10 protein-coding genes, 4 tRNA genes and 1 pseudogene are annotated in these 15,266 nt (G+C 42.1%); 5 read left to right on the top strand and 10 right to left on the bottom strand.

Annotated features, from left to right (window positions below; all coding sequences use genetic code 11):
* Nucleotides 1–45: 45 nt before the first annotated feature.
* From glyS to FTU65_RS01610, 3 genes are all read right to left on the bottom strand, one after another.
* Complete coding sequence (gene glyS, locus FTU65_RS01600; RefSeq protein WP_180066233.1) at nucleotides 46–2,115, bottom strand: glycine--tRNA ligase subunit beta; 2,070 nt, start codon at nucleotides 2,113–2,115, stop codon at nucleotides 46–48.
* Nucleotides 2,115–3,098: a glycine--tRNA ligase subunit alpha gene (gene glyQ / locus FTU65_RS01605; protein WP_078192785.1), complete on the bottom strand. Its 984-nt coding sequence runs from the start codon at nucleotides 3,096–3,098 to the stop codon at nucleotides 2,115–2,117. Before glyQ ends, glyS begins: the two co-directional genes overlap by 1 nt.
* 103 nt (nucleotides 3,099–3,201) lie before the next feature.
* On the bottom strand, nucleotides 3,202–3,642 hold the full coding sequence (locus tag FTU65_RS01610) for a hypothetical protein (protein WP_180010262.1): 441 nt from the start codon (nucleotides 3,640–3,642) through the stop codon (nucleotides 3,202–3,204).
* Between the two features lie 150 nt (nucleotides 3,643–3,792).
* Here FTU65_RS01610 and FTU65_RS01615 point away from each other — a divergent pair, with 150 nt between their 5' ends.
* Complete coding sequence (locus FTU65_RS01615; RefSeq protein WP_078189755.1) at nucleotides 3,793–4,584, top strand: tetratricopeptide repeat protein; 792 nt, start codon at nucleotides 3,793–3,795, stop codon at nucleotides 4,582–4,584.
* 120 nt (nucleotides 4,585–4,704) lie between these two features.
* The gene (locus FTU65_RS01620) at nucleotides 4,705–5,817 is read left to right on the top strand and encodes an HPP family protein (protein ID WP_218952786.1); all 1,113 of its coding nucleotides are present in this window, start codon (nucleotides 4,705–4,707) and stop codon (nucleotides 5,815–5,817) included.
* Nucleotides 5,818–5,935: 118 nt separating this feature from the next.
* On the opposite strand, the gene FTU65_RS01625 is transcribed toward FTU65_RS01620, so the two are convergent.
* Nucleotides 5,936–6,193, bottom strand: coding sequence for a PspC domain-containing protein (locus tag FTU65_RS01625; RefSeq protein WP_180066236.1), 258 nt, complete (start codon nucleotides 6,191–6,193; stop codon nucleotides 5,936–5,938).
* Between the two features lie 302 nt (nucleotides 6,194–6,495).
* On the opposite strand from FTU65_RS01625, the gene FTU65_RS01630 reads away from it, so the two are divergent.
* Nucleotides 6,496–7,149: a hypothetical protein gene (locus FTU65_RS01630; protein WP_257222699.1), complete on the top strand. Its 654-nt coding sequence runs from the start codon at nucleotides 6,496–6,498 to the stop codon at nucleotides 7,147–7,149.
* A gap of 122 nt (nucleotides 7,150–7,271) precedes the next feature.
* Here FTU65_RS01630 and FTU65_RS01635 read toward each other — a convergent pair.
* The 6 genes from FTU65_RS01635 to FTU65_RS01660 all read right to left on the bottom strand — a co-directional run bounded on the left by FTU65_RS01635 (nucleotide 7,272) and on the right by FTU65_RS01660 (nucleotide 13,503).
* Nucleotides 7,272–7,347: transfer RNA gene (locus FTU65_RS01635), tRNA-Lys, on the bottom strand.
* 262 nt (nucleotides 7,348–7,609) lie between these two features.
* Nucleotides 7,610–7,685 (bottom strand) — tRNA-Lys (locus FTU65_RS01640).
* Nucleotides 7,686–7,734: 49 nt separating this feature from the next.
* A tRNA-Lys gene (locus FTU65_RS01645) sits at nucleotides 7,735–7,810 on the bottom strand.
* 21 nt (nucleotides 7,811–7,831) lie between these two features.
* Nucleotides 7,832–7,907, bottom strand: a tRNA-Lys gene (locus tag FTU65_RS01650).
* Between the two features lie 140 nt (nucleotides 7,908–8,047).
* A complete protein-coding gene (locus tag FTU65_RS01655) occupies nucleotides 8,048–9,889 on the bottom strand; it encodes a long-chain-acyl-CoA synthetase (RefSeq protein ID WP_180066239.1) in 1,842 nt (613 codons plus the stop codon).
* A 185-nt stretch (nucleotides 9,890–10,074) separates the two neighbouring features.
* On the bottom strand, nucleotides 10,075–13,503 hold the full coding sequence (locus FTU65_RS01660) for an Rne/Rng family ribonuclease (protein ID WP_180066242.1): 3,429 nt from the start codon (nucleotides 13,501–13,503) through the stop codon (nucleotides 10,075–10,077).
* 394 nt (nucleotides 13,504–13,897) lie between these two features.
* Between FTU65_RS01660 and FTU65_RS16510 the strand changes: the two are divergent.
* Nucleotides 13,898–14,206, top strand: a pseudogene (locus tag FTU65_RS16510) (hypothetical protein).
* 55 nt (nucleotides 14,207–14,261) lie between these two features.
* Nucleotides 14,262–15,233 carry an RluA family pseudouridine synthase gene (locus tag FTU65_RS01665; protein WP_180021156.1) on the top strand — a complete coding sequence of 324 codons (972 nt, stop codon included), beginning with the start codon at nucleotides 14,262–14,264 and terminating at the stop codon, nucleotides 15,231–15,233.
* Nucleotides 15,234–15,266: the final 33 nt, after the last annotated feature.

The following is a 15,266-nucleotide window of genomic DNA, read 5'->3' on the forward strand; positions in this document are numbered from 1 at the left end:
ATAAAAAAACCCGCTTTAAAGCGAGTTTTTAATGAATGCTTAAACTTAGTGCTGTAACACTGAAATATCAGCCACTTTCGTAAACAAGTCACGAAGCTGTGCAAGCATACGTAAACGGTTCGCTTTTAAGTCAGCATCATCTGCCATCACCATCACACCGTCAAAGAACGCATCGACTGGCGCACGAAGTGCAGCAAGTGCAGACAATGCAGCAGTGTAGTCCTTCGCAGCAAATAACGGCTCAACCACAGGTGTGATTTTCGCAAGTTCAGCGAACAATGCTTTCTCAGCATCTTCTACCAAGTTTGCTTCAACCACAGCGCCTTCAGGAGCAGCTTCTTTCGCTAGAATGTTTGCAACACGTTTGTTTGCAGCGGCAAGTGCAGCAGCTTCAGGGAGGTCACGGAAATGATTTACCGCATTTACACGTTTGTCAAAATCAAGTGGTGATTTTGGAGAAAGTGCTTGAACAGCTTGAATCACGTCTACAGCCACACCTTGATCTTCGTATTTCGCACGGTAACGACCTTCAAGGAATGCGACAGCATCCGCTAAAGTCTTATCGTGATCTTTCAATACATCGCCATAAGCAGCAAGTGCAAGTTTGATTAGATCTTCAATCGAAACATCTAAATCATTTTCAGTCACAAGACGCAAAATACCAATCGCAGAACGGCGTAATGCAAACGGGTCTTTAGAACCTGTAGGCGCCTGACCAATACCAAAAATACCTGTCAATGTATCTAAACGGTCAGCAAGCGCAAGCGTTGTACCGGTCTTGGTTTTTGGTAAAACGTCACCTGCAAATTTAGGTAAGTATTGTTCACCTAAAGATTCAGCGACTTCATCATTTTCGCCTTCAATACGTGCGTAGTAAGTACCGGCAATACCTTGAAGCTCAGGGAATTCACCCACCAACTCAGAGGTTAAGTCGCATTTTGCAAGGAGTGCAGCTTTTTCAGCATCTGCAGGGTTCGCACCTGTGATAGCAGACAAAGCCACAGCCAATTTAGCAATACGTTCAGACTTGTTCCAAAGGGTACCCAATTCAGCTTGGAACACCATGTTTGCAAGTTTCTCTTTACGAGATGCAAGTGGTTGCTTTTGGTCTTGTAAGAAGAAGAATTCAGCATCTGACAAACGTGGACGAACGACTTTTTCGTTACCTTCAATAATTTGAGACGGATCTTTCGACTCAATGTTTGACACGGTAATGAAGTAAGGTTGAAGTTTATTGTCGCTATTCACTAAGCAGAAGTACTTTTGGTTATCCTGCATCGTCGTGATGAGTGCTTCTTGAGGAACAGCAAGGAAACGTTCTTCGAAGCTTGCACGAAGCGCAACAGGCCATTCAACCAAAGCAGTTACTTCGTCACGAAGGTCGCTAGGGACAATCGCAATGGCATTCACTTCATCCGCCAAAGCTTTCACTTGTTGGTCGATGATCGCTTGGCGCTCTTCAAAGTTTGCAATCACTTTTGCAGTACGAAGGGCATCAAGATAAGCATCGGCATTTGCAAGTGTAATTGCTTCAGGAGCATGGAAACGGTGACCATAAGTCACGTTACCTGCTTGGTGATCCTGAATCGTTGCTTCAATCACATCACTGTCTTTCAACAACACAACCCATTTAACAGGACGTACAAATTCAGTACGGCTTGCAGCAGAACGCATGCGCTTTGCAATTGGTAAGTTGTCTAAAGCGGCTTGTAAAATTTGTGGAAGTAAAACATCAAGGCTTTGACCTTTTACATCTTTTAAGTAGCACACTTTTTCAACTTTACCTGCTTGGAAAGTTGATACTTGATCAACTGTAATGCCTTGACCGCGCATAAAGCCTTCAAGTGCTTTAGTCGGTTTGCCTTCGGCATCAAATGCTGCTTGTTTTGCAGGGCCATCAAAACGTTTTTGTGTGTCGGCTTGCGCTGCATCAACATTCACAATTTTAAGTGCAAGGCGGCGTGGTGCTGCATAAGCTTCGATTGAATCGAATGCTAGACCTGCGTCTTTTAAGCCTTTTACCGTTTCTGCATGTAGCGCATCACGTAATTTTTTTAAGCTTTTTGGTGGAAGTTCTTCGCAGCCTAATTCGAACAATACTGTATGTTTAGACATTATTTGCTCTCCTTAGATTCTACTTTTGCTTCCGCTTCAACTTGAGCTTTGAGTTGAGCAAGGACTTCGTCACGTAAAGCAGGTTCTGCCATCGGGAAGCCAAGCTTCGCACGCGCAGCGACATAGCTTTGTGCAATAGCACGAGCCAATGTACGGACACGTAAAATATAACGTTGACGTTCAGTTACTGAAATTGCGCCACGTGCATCAAGCAAGTTAAAGCTATGCGATGCTTTAATCACTTGCTCGTAAGCAGGAAGTGGAAGTTCCGCTTCCATTAAACGAGTCGCTTCCGCTTCATAGAAGTCGAAGAGTTCAAACATTTTTTCAACGTTGGCATATTCGAAGTTATAGGTTGATTGTTCAACTTCGTTTTGGTGGAACACGTCGCCATAGGTCACTGTACCAAACTGACCTTTAGTCCAAACCAAATCGTAAACAGAGTCTACACCTTGGAGGTACATCGCTAGACGTTCTAGACCGTAAGTGATTTCACCTGTCACAGGGTAGCACTCAACACCACCGACTTGTTGGAAGTAAGTGAACTGAGTCACTTCCATACCATTTAACCAAACTTCCCAACCTAAGCCCCATGCGCCAAGTGTTGGAGATTCCCAGTTGTCTTCCACGAAACGAATGTCGTGAACAAGGGTATCAATACCAATGGCTTTTAATGAATCTAAGTACAACTGTTGGATGTTGTCTGGGTTTGGCTTCAACACGACTTGGAACTGGTAGTAGTGTTGTAGACGATTCGGGTTCTCACCATAACGGCCATCTTTAGGACGACGAGATGGCTGAACATAAGCCGCGTTCCAAGTTTCAGGGCCTAAGGCACGTAGGAAAGTTGCAGTGTGGAATGTCCCTGCACCCATTTCCATATCGTAAGGTTGTAACACTACACAACCTTGTTCAGCCCAGTAGTTTTGTAAGGCAAGAATTAAGCCTTGAAATGTATCAATATGCGATATGGCGCGACTCATGTAGCATCCATTAAAATTAGTGAAAAATTGGCTCTAAGTATAAGGATTTTGCAGAGGAGTGGCAAAGGCTACTTGGTTCCTTTTAAGATTTTAATAGCGCTATTTATTTTTTGAGTTTTAGCTTTGGTTGCAATGTTGAAAAACTCCAAAAAATAATGGAAAGAACAAAACTAACGATCGCTATGAATAAGGAAAATGCTGTGTCCCACACTGTTCGACCAACAGATTCGAAAATTGGAAATCCATAGTAGAAATTTTGAAAAGTTGTAATGAAAAAGTAGATCATGACTAGGGTTAGATGCGCACCTAACCATATAAAAGGAAAAATAAATAATTTTTTGGCTATAAGAATTTGGCAAATTTTAAGTAAAATTGGATACAAGATAACGTAATAAATTCCAGCAAAAGTTCCTACAATTTCTAAAACATCAAGCTTGAATGAACCATTAATTAAAAAATATCCAATGAAAAGTAGTATAGGAATAAGTGGTGATAAAATAAGTGCTTCTTTAGGTTTGAAATTAAAAGGTTTTTCTGTATTCATTATCTGTATTTTATATAATTTTTCGATTTAAACATTTTAAATTTTAAACAAGTGATTGTCTAGATAATGAATCTTATACATAATGAACCGTGTTTTGATGAAATATATGTAAGTAAAATTTAAAAATTATTTGAAAAAATCTATAAAATTATGAGCTTAAAAAAATATTACCTCCTACTTGGTGTCGTTTTTCTGATTTTTATCGGTTTTTCGAGTGTAAAAAATAACCTTAACTATCTTAAAGCTGCTTTTAAATACAAGACACAGGAACTTAAAGGCGATGATTTAAATCGCTATGCTGCTTTACTCTACTATAAAAATATCTATGAAGGCGTTAGAAATCGAGATGAGGATGAAAATGATCAGCCGACTGAACAAGACATAAAAATCGAAAAACTATTTGAAAAAGCATCTCAGCAAGGAAGTCCACTCGCCAAATTAAATTTAGCAAGACTTTATGCATATAAGCATGATCCAGAGCTGTATCCTGAAATTTTTAGATTAGTAAAAGAGTCTGCCGAGTCGGGTAATGCTGATGCTCAGTTTAAACTTGGAGAGTCCTATCATTCAGGATTAGGTACAGAAGTTGATTTTCAACAAGCTAAATATTGGTATGAAAAGGCGATTGCTCAAGGTAATCCAGCAGCAATGAACAATTTGGGTGTACTTTACCAAAGAGGATTAGGAGTTGAAAAAAATGGAAAAATCTCAACCGAATGGTACATTAAGTCAGGTAATTTAGGATATTCACAAGGGCTTGAGAATATGTTTCAAAATTATTATCACGGTTTAAATGGACTGCCTCAAGATGAGGAAGAGGCGATAAAATGGCGTGAAAAATGCTATTACAGAACGGATGAAATACCGATTCAACCTGTCTTTGGTCTCAAATTGGAAGAAGAAGAAACTTATTTAAATAAATGCAAAAATATTGTGGATTAGTAAGAGGGTAAAAGCTATGGGATATGAACGTTAAAATAGAATAACCTTAAAATTCCATCTGATGCTGATGAAATTTTAGGACTAAATCTCCTATAATTTCTCATCCTCAAAAAATCAGGCATGACCGTGTTTCACGCAAAATCATCTTGGCTCAATACGCTTAAACCCAACTTTAAAGTTCTGCCTTTAAAAGACCGCATCCTGTGTGGGGTAGGTGCTTTGCTGGGCCTGAGTATTTCTTCACTGATCAGTTGGCTGGCGCTAGATGACTTAAATGCGTGGTATATCGCCCCGATGGGCGCATCGTCCGTACTGCTCTTTGCGGTACCTGCCAGCCCATTGGCACAGCCGTGGAATATGGTAGTCGGTAATAGTCTTGCGGCCTTGATTGGCGTGACGTGTGCGATGTTTATTCCTAATTTAACCGAAGCATTTAGTATCGCGGTTGCATTAGCGATTATCTTAATGATGACCACAGACTCATTGCATCCACCAAGTGGAGCCGTGGCGATTACAGCGGTATTGGGCGGAGACGCAGTCCATGATTTAGGCTATGCCTTTCTTTTTTATCCAGTCCTTTTAAATTCGGTCCTCTTGATGGTGGTTGCTATCATTTATAACCGATTACTAGGCAAGCAGTATCCACAAAAAGCACAAGTCAATACTCGGACGACAGATCCAACACCGACACAAAAAGTGTCGATTCAGCCAGCGGATATTCAGCAAGTCTTAGAACAGCAAAGTCAGTTGCTTGATATTAGTGAATATGACTTACAAAAAATTATTTTAGAAGCACAGCAATTAGCCAGTCGTCGTGGCCTAAGCCAGTTTCATTGTCGTGACATCATGAGTCAGCAAGTGATTACCCTGCGTGCAGAAGATGATATTCAGTCAGCATTGGAAAAGTTTAAACAAGTCAATTTGATGAGTTTGCCTGTGGTGAGTGATTTAGATCGCTTGGTGGGAAATTTGGCTTTATATGATGTAGTGGAATGGTTTAAACGTGCCGCAGACCCCAAAGCCAGTTGGGAAAATCACGTTTATCAAATTATGAATCCCAAAGTGGTGACCGTGCAGCCGGATCAGCCGATTGAAGACTTGGTGCCATATTTTGTGGAAAGATCTTTTAATTATATTCCAGTTGTTGAGCAAAAACGGTTGGTGGGAATGATTAGCCGTGCCGATATGATTGCCGCCTTATATCAACAGCTAAATCAGCAAACAAAATCTTAAGCCTTAAACTTTGATTTAAATTCATCAGACTTAAATATGGCTTTGCCAATATGTAGGCAAAAAAAAGCTACGGAATCTTGGGGGAGAAACCGTAGCGACCAAACTGGGTCAAGGGATATTAACGTCTGTCATCATTCACAGTACGAATCGGGTCTGAATAGCCATTGGTACGGAAAAAGTTATCTTGTGCTTTAGGCATGACTAACCATAAAACCAAGTACACCAAAATACCGGGAAAGGCTGCGCTTAAGCATGATACAAAGATAAAAATAATACGCAGTAAATTTGCGTTCCAACCAAAACGTTCAGCAATACCCCTCATCACACCAGCAATCATGTTAGAGCGGTTTGAGCGATATAAACCAACATTGGCCATTCAGGTCTCCTTCAAAAAAAGAATAAATTTGAATATTTCCAAATTCATATTATAGAAATGGTGACAAGCTTTGCGATTTAAAGGGTGCAGAAAAAAAATTAAGTAAAGTTATGTAATTTGAAGAATTGGTTTGATTAGTTTGCCTTTAAAATAGCTTGAGTGTTAATTAAATATCAACGATAACAATGAGATATGATATAACATATATCGCAAATATATGTATACAGCGTTGATTATTTGATTACAATATTAAGTCAGCAAGAACTGAAAAAACCAATGAATGATTGGTCTTGGCACATTATATGAAAACATCGGCTTCACCTTTTTTGATGAAATTTGCATATCTTTCAGTGTTTGCAGGAGTGTTCAGCCTCTCTTTTATTGGTTGTAGTCCAACGCCTCAACCCGCAGCGGAAAAGGGTGAAAGTTCGGCATCAACTGTCGCATCGGAAGTTCAAGCGAAGCAAGATCATGGAAAAAAATTAACCCAAGTGGCAGGGCAGGCGACATTGCCGAATGACGATGAAATAAAGTCAGCTCCTGTTCCTGAACATGCCAAAATTTTTATTGGACGTTTTCATGCTAAAGTAAAATGCGATGACAGTTTTATTCCATGCCCAGAAGGCGATGCGGAGTTCATCCTCAACTTATTACCAGATGGCACGGTACACCGCAGTATTATTCAAATTGGAAAAGTGTTTGCTGAAAAAACCAATACGTCAGGCATTAATGTGAAATATCGTAAGGATACGTGGAGTGTCAATGAAGCACATACCGAGCTGGTGGTTCATCGAAAAGAAGGCGTGAATTTTTATTATCGCGTGATTAATGAAAATAAAATCACTATGGATTTAGACAAAATTCGTCAAGGTGAAGTCGATCGAAATCAGGAATTATTTTCTAAAGGTTATCCTCAGCCTCAACATGCCTATACCTTGTTGAAAGACCCAAATTAAATACTGCGAATGAAGTAAATAAAATTATAAATTGCGTTTGAGTATCGGCGTGAAATTCGTAGTTCTTGGCTAATCGAATGGAATTAGCTAAAAAAAATTGAATTATTAATACGATATAGAATTGGTGGGTTGTGTGGGGTTCGAACCCACGACCAATAGATTAAGAGTCTATTGCTCTACCAACTGAGCTAACAACCCTGAGAAAATTTTAAAAGAGCATTTTAAAATTTTAGCAAGATAAACGAAGCACGTAGTTTTGAATACTAGGGAATATTTGTTATCTAAAATTTTTCAGGTCAAATACTTCATCTAGCAAGACAAGAATGATACTTCGCAACATCGCTATAGCAAAATTTCGAGAATGGCGAATCAAAACCAATAATGGTGATGGTTTGTCTTGGTCGGAACCTGCAGGTTTCTTTTTCTTCAACTGCCGGAAGAAAGAAGCCCTAAGAAAGAATGGTGGGTCGTCCGCGACTCGAACGCGGGACCAATAGATTAAAAGTCTACTGCTCTACCAACTGAGCTAACGACCCTTAGGGGGTATGCACAAGATTGTAATCTAAAACTGGCATTTTAGAAAGATGGTGGGTCGTCCGCGACTCGAACGCGGGACCAATAGATTAAAAGTCTACTGCTCTACCAACTGAGCTAACGACCCATCTTGTGGTATCGAAGGAAATGGTGGGTCGTCCGCGACTCGAACGCGGGACCAATAGATTAAAAGTCTACTGCTCTACCAACTGAGCTAACGACCCATTTCGCTTGATGGTGCGTATTGTAGCAAGATCTGCTTCAAGCGCAAGTAAAAAATCATAAACTTGCTTGTGTTTGATTATAAATACAACAATGTGGCTCATTTTGACGGGTGATTGTCGTCAAAATGAGCAAGTTTGATTTAGAAACGGTATTGATAGGCCTGAATATTGTTATAAATTTCAGGGGTCAAGTCACAATAAGCGCTCGCATTCGGCAGTAAAACCAAGATTCGCTCATCTGTTTGCTTAGGATCAAAGGCTTGTTCTTTCAGCTTGTTTTTTTGGTATTTAAACGTACCTGTGGTTTCGACTTTTTTCTGTACACGTAAAAATACCGGTACAGCATACGTTGGTAAGCATTTTTTAAATTGCAGAACCATTTCACTACAATCTTGTTCGTTGAGTTCGGCACCATCGGTGAGTGTGATGGCAGCCATACCTGCACGGCCATTGGTATCTGGAATTTCTACGCCATAAACCACAGCTTCAGCAATTTTATCGTACTCACTCACCATGTTTTCAACTTCAGTGGTTGAGACGTTTTCACCTTTCCAGCGGAAGGTATCGCCTAGACGGTCGACAAATTGAGCATGTCGGAAGCCAATGTCACGGACCAAGTCGCCAGTATTGAAGTATGAATCACCATGCTTGAACACATCTTTCATAATGACGGATTTGTTTTTTTCCGTGTCGGTATAGCCATCGAAAGGTGAGCGACGGGTAATTTTACCGATGAGTAAGCCGACTTCGCCTTTTTTCACTTTAATGCAGCGACCTTTAGCATCATGTACAGCTTCATTTTTTTCTTTATCAAACTGAATAATGGCATAAGGCGTTGGTGAAAAACCAACAGTGTTATCGAAGTTAAACACATTACTAAAGCCGACGTTGCCTTCACTTGATGCATAGAGTTCAAGGACTTCTTCGACCCCAAAGCGTTCTTTAAACTTATCCCAAATGTTTGGTCGCATGCCGTTACCAATCATTTTTTTCACACGATGGCCTTTTTCAAGGTCTGAATGTGGAGCATCCATCAAATAGCGGCAAAGTTCGCCCACATAGCCAATGGCTGATGCATCAAATTTTTGTACATCTTTCCAAAATGAAGAGGTCGAGAACTTGCGGCGCAGGGCAAGGGTAGCACTACCTGCAATCACCCCACACCAACAAACCACAGTACCTGTAGCATGATAGAGCGGCAAGGTCACATACATCACATCATCTTTGTTCAAATTGAGGACGTGACCATATGTTCCATAAGCCAAAGTCCAACGGCTGTTGGTGAAAATCACCGCTTTAGGTAAGCCTGTTGTCCCAGAGGTGTAGATATAAAATAGGCCGTCTTTGCCTTTTACGCTTGCAGTGGTTGGCGTGTTGAATTTTGGAAATTCATCAATCGCTTCTGCAAGATTTAAGAAGCCTTTAGGTGCTTGACCGGCATCTACACGGGTGGCCTGATCTGCGAACCAATGTAAACGATCTGCAGCCACACTGAGATCATTACGAATCTCTTCTACGGCTTGACAGCATTCTTCGCCCACAATTACCGCAATTGGGTTTACTAAGTTGATACTGTGTGTCAGGACTTTGCCGACTTGTGAGGTGTTGACCAAGGCACTAGTGACGCCAATTTTGGCTAATGCCACGATAGTTGCCACGAGTTCAGATCGGTTCTCGATCATCACTGCAATCACATCACCTTTTTTTGCACCGAGTGCTAGGTAATAGTGACCAATTTGATTGGCCCATTCATTTAATTCGTTATAGGTATATTTTTGCTCTTCAAAATAAAGTGCATAACCTTTGGGATTACGCTTTACGGCTTTTTCAAATGCAATTCCTAAGCCTGCGGAAGTATTTGGGGTACGTAAATAGGCTTGCTTTAGACCACTCAACAGGTTGGGTACTTTGCTAATGAACGCGGGAATTTTTGCTGCAACATCAGCAATCCCAATAAGGTCGTGTTGTGTAGTTTGGCTCATGTGAATCCTATTTATTTTTCGTAATCCGATACGGTCTATTTCTTTGCAATGAAATTTGCAGCAAATTCTACAATTGTCTTTTAATCGTTTCGATCTAGTGCAATCAACCTAATTTGACAAAAGTATCAAAAAAAAACCAGTCACCGAAATGACTGGATTTTTTTATTCACCTGCAAAATAGCAAATTACTGCTCAGTTGCGGTGTTTGCTTTTTTCGGTGGACGACCGCGAGGACGACGAGGGCGTGCAGGTTTTTCACCTTCAGCGGCCGAGTTCTCGTCTACAGGAACCTCAACTTTTTGTTCCGCTTCAACGGCTTGAGCTTTTTCTTCTACTGGTTTAGTAGGAGCTTCAGACACTTCTTCCGTCTTTTCAGGCTGCGCACTCACATCCAGTTCAGCTTGAACGGGTGTCGGTACTTCAGCTTGAGCGGGCACAGGTGCTTCAGTTTGAACTGCAACGTCGGATACATTGGCTTCAACTGTAGCAGCTTTAGCTTCTGCAACTACAGGCGCCTCAACAGCAGTGTCTGCGACAGGCGTAGCTTCCACCTCAGCATGTGCTTTTGCTTGGTCGTGTTTCGCTTGTTCAGCGGCAAGTTTAGCAAGGCGACGACGCTCGCGTGGGTCATTAGCAACACGTTTATCTGACACAGGCTTTGGTGGTGTCAAATCCAACATTGGCGCTGGTTCAGCTTCAGGTGCAGCTTTTGCAACTTGAACATCACGAGTGACAGGCTTTTTCTCTACAGCTGCTTCAGCTGCGGGTGTAGTCAAAGTCGCGGCATATTCTTCCGTGAATTTTTGCAATGCACGGTTGAATGTTGGAATTAAGCCAAATTGCTCAATCAGTACAGAGCAGTCTTCACCGTATACATGCTTAATCAAGCTGCTTACAGTGTATTGACTTAGTGTCGGCACTTGAGATGGCGCAATTTTCGGAGCCTGTGCTTGTTGAGCGCGAGCTTCACGCTGTTCGCGGCGGCGTTGACGTGGGTCATTGCTTGCACGAGACGGTTTTTGCTGTGCATGCTGTGGTTTATGCGCTGCTTCTTTTGTTTCAGTCGCAGGTTTTTCCACTTTTGCTGCTTCAACGACAGCGGCCTTTTCGACAACTGGGGTTTCTATAGTTTTTTCAACTGCTGGAGCAGTATTTAGTGCTACGATTTCGCTTTGAGCTTGATCAACATTCACCACAAGTACTGTTGGCATCACGTCTTGACGTGGTGCATCAACAACTTCAACTTTAGGTTGACGTTGATTGCGGTTTTCAGGTTGTTGCTCAGCTGCAACTTCCTGAGCAATCGCTTGCTCGTTCAATACGCTTTGATCGCGGTGGCGATTTGGGCGATTTGGACGTTGTTGGTTGTTGCGGTCGCGACGCGGAACAGACTGCGGTTGTTCATTGTTTTGAACATCTTGCTGCACTTGTTCGTTGTTGTGTTGACGGCGTGAGTTACGACGGTTTTCACGTTGGTCTTGACGGTTGTCTTGGCGCGGTTCTTGACGTTCAGAACGTTGCTCTTGGCGTTCGTTTTGACGTGCTTCGTTATTACGCTGTTCTTGACGGTCTTGACGTGAAGGTTGTAACACTTCTTCATGAACTTGATGCAGTTGAGCTTCTTGTTCACGTGGTTCTTTATGCTTAGTACGCTTTTTATTGTGACGTTTTTCTTCACGTTCAGCTTTTTCTGAATGGCTGTCACGTTCTTGTTTATGCACAACAGTAGAAGGTGCAAGGTAAGCATTATTATCTGCGACAACAGCAGGCGCTGCCGATGCAGGGGTAATTTGACCAAACTGGCCACGGCTTGCAGCACCGCCATTCACCATTTGTTCAATTGCAGCAGCAGCATTGTTTGCAGTGCGAGACTGGTCAACGGTTGCAGCTTGTTTTTGAACAAATAAGTTTTCTAACCATGCACATGGACTAGATGATGCAGCAGGAGCTGCAACTTGTGCAGGTGCTTGTTGAGCAGCAACAGGTTGTTGCTTATTCTTTTTGTGGCCTTTTTCTTGTTGTTGTACAGGTGCTTGTTGCTGAGCAGCAGCGGCCTGTTCTTCACCTAAATGCCACTCAGATGCTTCGTAACCCAATTCTTTTTCACTAGAACGTGTTGCTTCAGTGCGTTCATAGCTTGTCGGTGCAAAACCTTCAGGGTTATACGAAATTTCGTAATGTGGTGTTTCAAGGTGAGGGTGTGGAAGTACGGTCACACGAACATTTGAAGTTTGCTCAAGATATACAAGGCTGTGACGCTTTTCATTCAATAGGAATGCAGCAATTTCAACAGGCACTTCAACTTGAACTTCACCATGACGTTCGCGTAGCGCAATTTCTTCCACTTTACGCATAATTGAAAGTGATAAAGAGCGTAGGTCACGTACCATACCTGTACCATGACAGCGTGGGCACACATAACCTGTGGCTTCTTCAAGCGATGGACGTAAGCGTTGACGGCTCATTTCCATCAAACCAAAGCGTGACAATTGACCGAATTGGATACGTGCACGGTCGCTTTGTGTTGCTTCACGAAGTTTAGCTTCAACCATACGTTGGTTACGGTCTTTGGTCATGTCGATGAAGTCGATCACAACTAAACCACCGATATCACGTAAACGTAATTGGCGAGCAATTTCTTCTGCAGCTTCAAGGTTGGTATTTAGCGCTGTATCTTCTACATCGCTACCACGTGTTGATTTTGCAGAGTTAATATCAATTGAAACCAATGCTTCAGTTTGGTCAATCACAATTGAACCACCAGAAGGAAGTTTTACTTCACGTTCATAGGCCGTTTGGATTTGACTTTCGATACCAAAATGAGCAAATAACGGTTCATTTAAAGTATAGGTTTTTAATTTGTCGATTTGACGTGGCATCACCGCTTTAACAAAGTTATAGGCTTCGTTATACGCTTGCTCAGAGTCAATCAGAATTTCAGCAACATCATCACGTAAATAGTCACGGATCGCACGTGTAACCACACCGGCTTCTTGGTGAACCAACATTGGTGATGGACCTGAACTTGATGTGCTTTGGATTTGTGCCCAAAGGTCAAGCAAGTGTTGAAGGTCAAGTTGGAGTTCTTCTTGAGAACGACCAATACCAGCAGTACGTACAATCACGCTCATGCCACGAGGGACATTTAAAGACGCCAACATTTCTTTCAATTCTTCACGAACTGAACCTGAAATTTGACGGCTAATACCGCCACCTTTCGGGTTGTTTGGCATCAAAACCAAATAACGACCAGCAAGTGAGATAAATGTAGAAAGGGCAGCACCTTTATTACCACGTTCTTCTTTTTCCACTTGAACTAAAAGCTCAGTGCCTTCAGTGATCAATTCGCGGATGTTTGAAGTTTGGCGAGGATCTGCTTTGTAATAAGAATTAGCGATTTCGCGCATCGACAAGAAACCTTGACGACCTGCACCGTATTCAACAAATACAGCTTCTAAAGACGGCTCTACGCGAGTCACATGACCTTTATAGATATTCGATTTTTTTTGTTCACGGGTACGATTCTCTAAGTCAAAATCGTAAAGACGCTGACCAGTGACAAGTGCAACGCGAATTTCTTCGGCATGTGTTGCATTAATCAACATACGTTTCATGGGTGTAACACCTAATAGTGATACACAGAAGAACATCGCCTGACTCGTAGCGAGCATCAGATAGCATGGATCAAGTTGCACAGATCGAAAAACATCATCTGTGCATGTGTACCGACCTTCTTTGGGTGGGCAACGGTTTTTGATTCACGTATTGATGATGGCAATACGGCTTCAATCTTTTAAACGATTAAAGTCACCTGAACGCGTTTCACTGGCGGACAAACGGTGCATTGGATGTGAGTAACTTTCACTGTCACATTGCTCGAAGAGCATCCATTCATATCTGATAGAGCGTCTTGATACGGAATTATCATCGTACCTTTACAAACTGTGCAGATCCAATGCATCAAACGTTGTGGCCTGAACACGATTTCCAGGGAGCGACTGGTCTGATGTGTATCAGTTTACGTTTAAAAACCAACCTTGGTTGGCACATATTTTTTTGGGGCAAACTGTTTTATGTACCTACGGCACAATTAAACGCAACAGTTTGCAGTTTTGCCGATATAATAAGCCTTCGGCGTCGGCATAATTCTTTTGGGACCTTTCCGAGCTAAATGAGTAATTGCTTGAAAGTTCAATGACAGTAAATACTGAAATGAATCAACTTTTACTCAGTTACGGTGGTTTCCGTGCGCTGACTATATCAAACCTTGCATCATCTGCCTATGGGCTAAGCTTATGTTTCTTGCGAAAAGTATAGCTTGAATGATCAGTTTTTAATCAATTTTAGTATTTTTTTAGGTCACAGTAACTGTATGAATTCTACGCAAGAATGGCAAAGCGTCACCTGGTTTGAAGTGGACGAGCATCAGGCGGGTCAACGTATTGATAATTTCCTGTTTAGTCGTCTGAAAGGTGTGCCTAAAAGTCGCATTTATCGTCTGATTCGTGAAAGCCAAGTTCGCGTCAATAAAAAACGTGTCAAAGCAGAAACCAAACTCAATATTGGTGACCAAATCCGTGTTGCCCCAATTCGCTATGAGCAAAAAGATGAGTCTGCGGTTCCCGTATCGGACAAAGTCGCGCAAAGCTTACTGAGCCGTGTGGTGTATGAAGATGAAGGCTTAATGGTGGTAAACAAACCTTCTGGTATTGCTGTTCACGGCGGTAGTGGTGTGGCGTATGGCTTGATCGAAGGTTTACGTGCCGCTACAGGGAAGAAATACCTAGAGCTGATTCACCGAATTGACCGCGACACTTCTGGTTTGGTGATGATTTCGAAAAAACGTAGCGTGTTAAAAAGCCTGCAAGACATGTTGCGTGAGCACAAAATCCAAAAAACCTACGCTGCTGTGGTGAAAGGCGTGGTGAGTTTGGATAAACAGCTGATTGATCAGCCTTTGCATCGTTATGAATTGGCGAATGGCGAGCGTCGTGTACGTGTATCACCTAAAGAAGGTAAAGAGTCGAAGACACTGTGGAATGTGAAAGAACGTTTTATGCATGCCACATTGGTGTATGCGTCGCCACTTTCGGGCCGTACCCATCAGATCCGTGTACATGGTTTAAGTATTGGTCATCCATTGGTGGGCGATGAAAAATACGGTCATGAAACTGAATACCGTGGTCCAAAGCCACGTCGTTTATGTCTACATGCTATGCGTTTAGAAATTCCGGGTTACCAAACCATTGAAGCGCCATTGCCAGAAGATATGCAAAGCCTTGTGGCGCAGCTACGCGCGCAAAAAGCCGACAAAGTGGTGAAGTCTTCAGAAGATGACGAGTAAGTTTTAAATACGAGACTTCTCTCCCTGAGCAGG

This window comes from Acinetobacter sp. YH12129 (genome assembly GCF_013418685.1).
In the GTDB taxonomy this organism is placed as follows: domain Bacteria; phylum Pseudomonadota; class Gammaproteobacteria; order Pseudomonadales; family Moraxellaceae; genus Acinetobacter; species Acinetobacter amyesii.

Excerpts from the sequence above, each read along its gene's own strand:
- glyQ (WP_078192785.1), bottom strand. The coding sequence starts at position 3,098 with ATGAGTCGCGCCATATCGCATATTGATACATTTCAAGGCTTAATTCTT.
- FTU65_RS01655 (WP_180066239.1), bottom strand. The coding sequence starts at position 9,889 with ATGAGCCAAACTACACAACACGACCTTATTGGGATTGCTGATGTTGCA.
- glyS (WP_180066233.1), bottom strand. The coding sequence starts at position 2,115 with ATGTCTAAACATACAGTATTGTTCGAATTAGGCTGCGAAGAACTTCCA.
- FTU65_RS01615 (WP_078189755.1), top strand. The coding sequence starts at position 3,793 with ATGAGCTTAAAAAAATATTACCTCCTACTTGGTGTCGTTTTTCTGATT.
- FTU65_RS01630 (WP_257222699.1), top strand. The coding sequence starts at position 6,496 with ATGAAAACATCGGCTTCACCTTTTTTGATGAAATTTGCATATCTTTCA.
- FTU65_RS01660 (WP_180066242.1), bottom strand. The coding sequence starts at position 13,503 with ATGAAACGTATGTTGATTAATGCAACACATGCCGAAGAAATTCGCGTT.
- FTU65_RS01620 (WP_218952786.1), top strand. The coding sequence starts at position 4,705 with ATGACCGTGTTTCACGCAAAATCATCTTGGCTCAATACGCTTAAACCC.
- FTU65_RS01665 (WP_180021156.1), top strand. The coding sequence starts at position 14,262 with ATGAATTCTACGCAAGAATGGCAAAGCGTCACCTGGTTTGAAGTGGAC.
- FTU65_RS01610 (WP_180010262.1), bottom strand. The coding sequence starts at position 3,642 with ATGAATACAGAAAAACCTTTTAATTTCAAACCTAAAGAAGCACTTATT.
- FTU65_RS01625 (WP_180066236.1), bottom strand. The coding sequence starts at position 6,193 with ATGGCCAATGTTGGTTTATATCGCTCAAACCGCTCTAACATGATTGCT.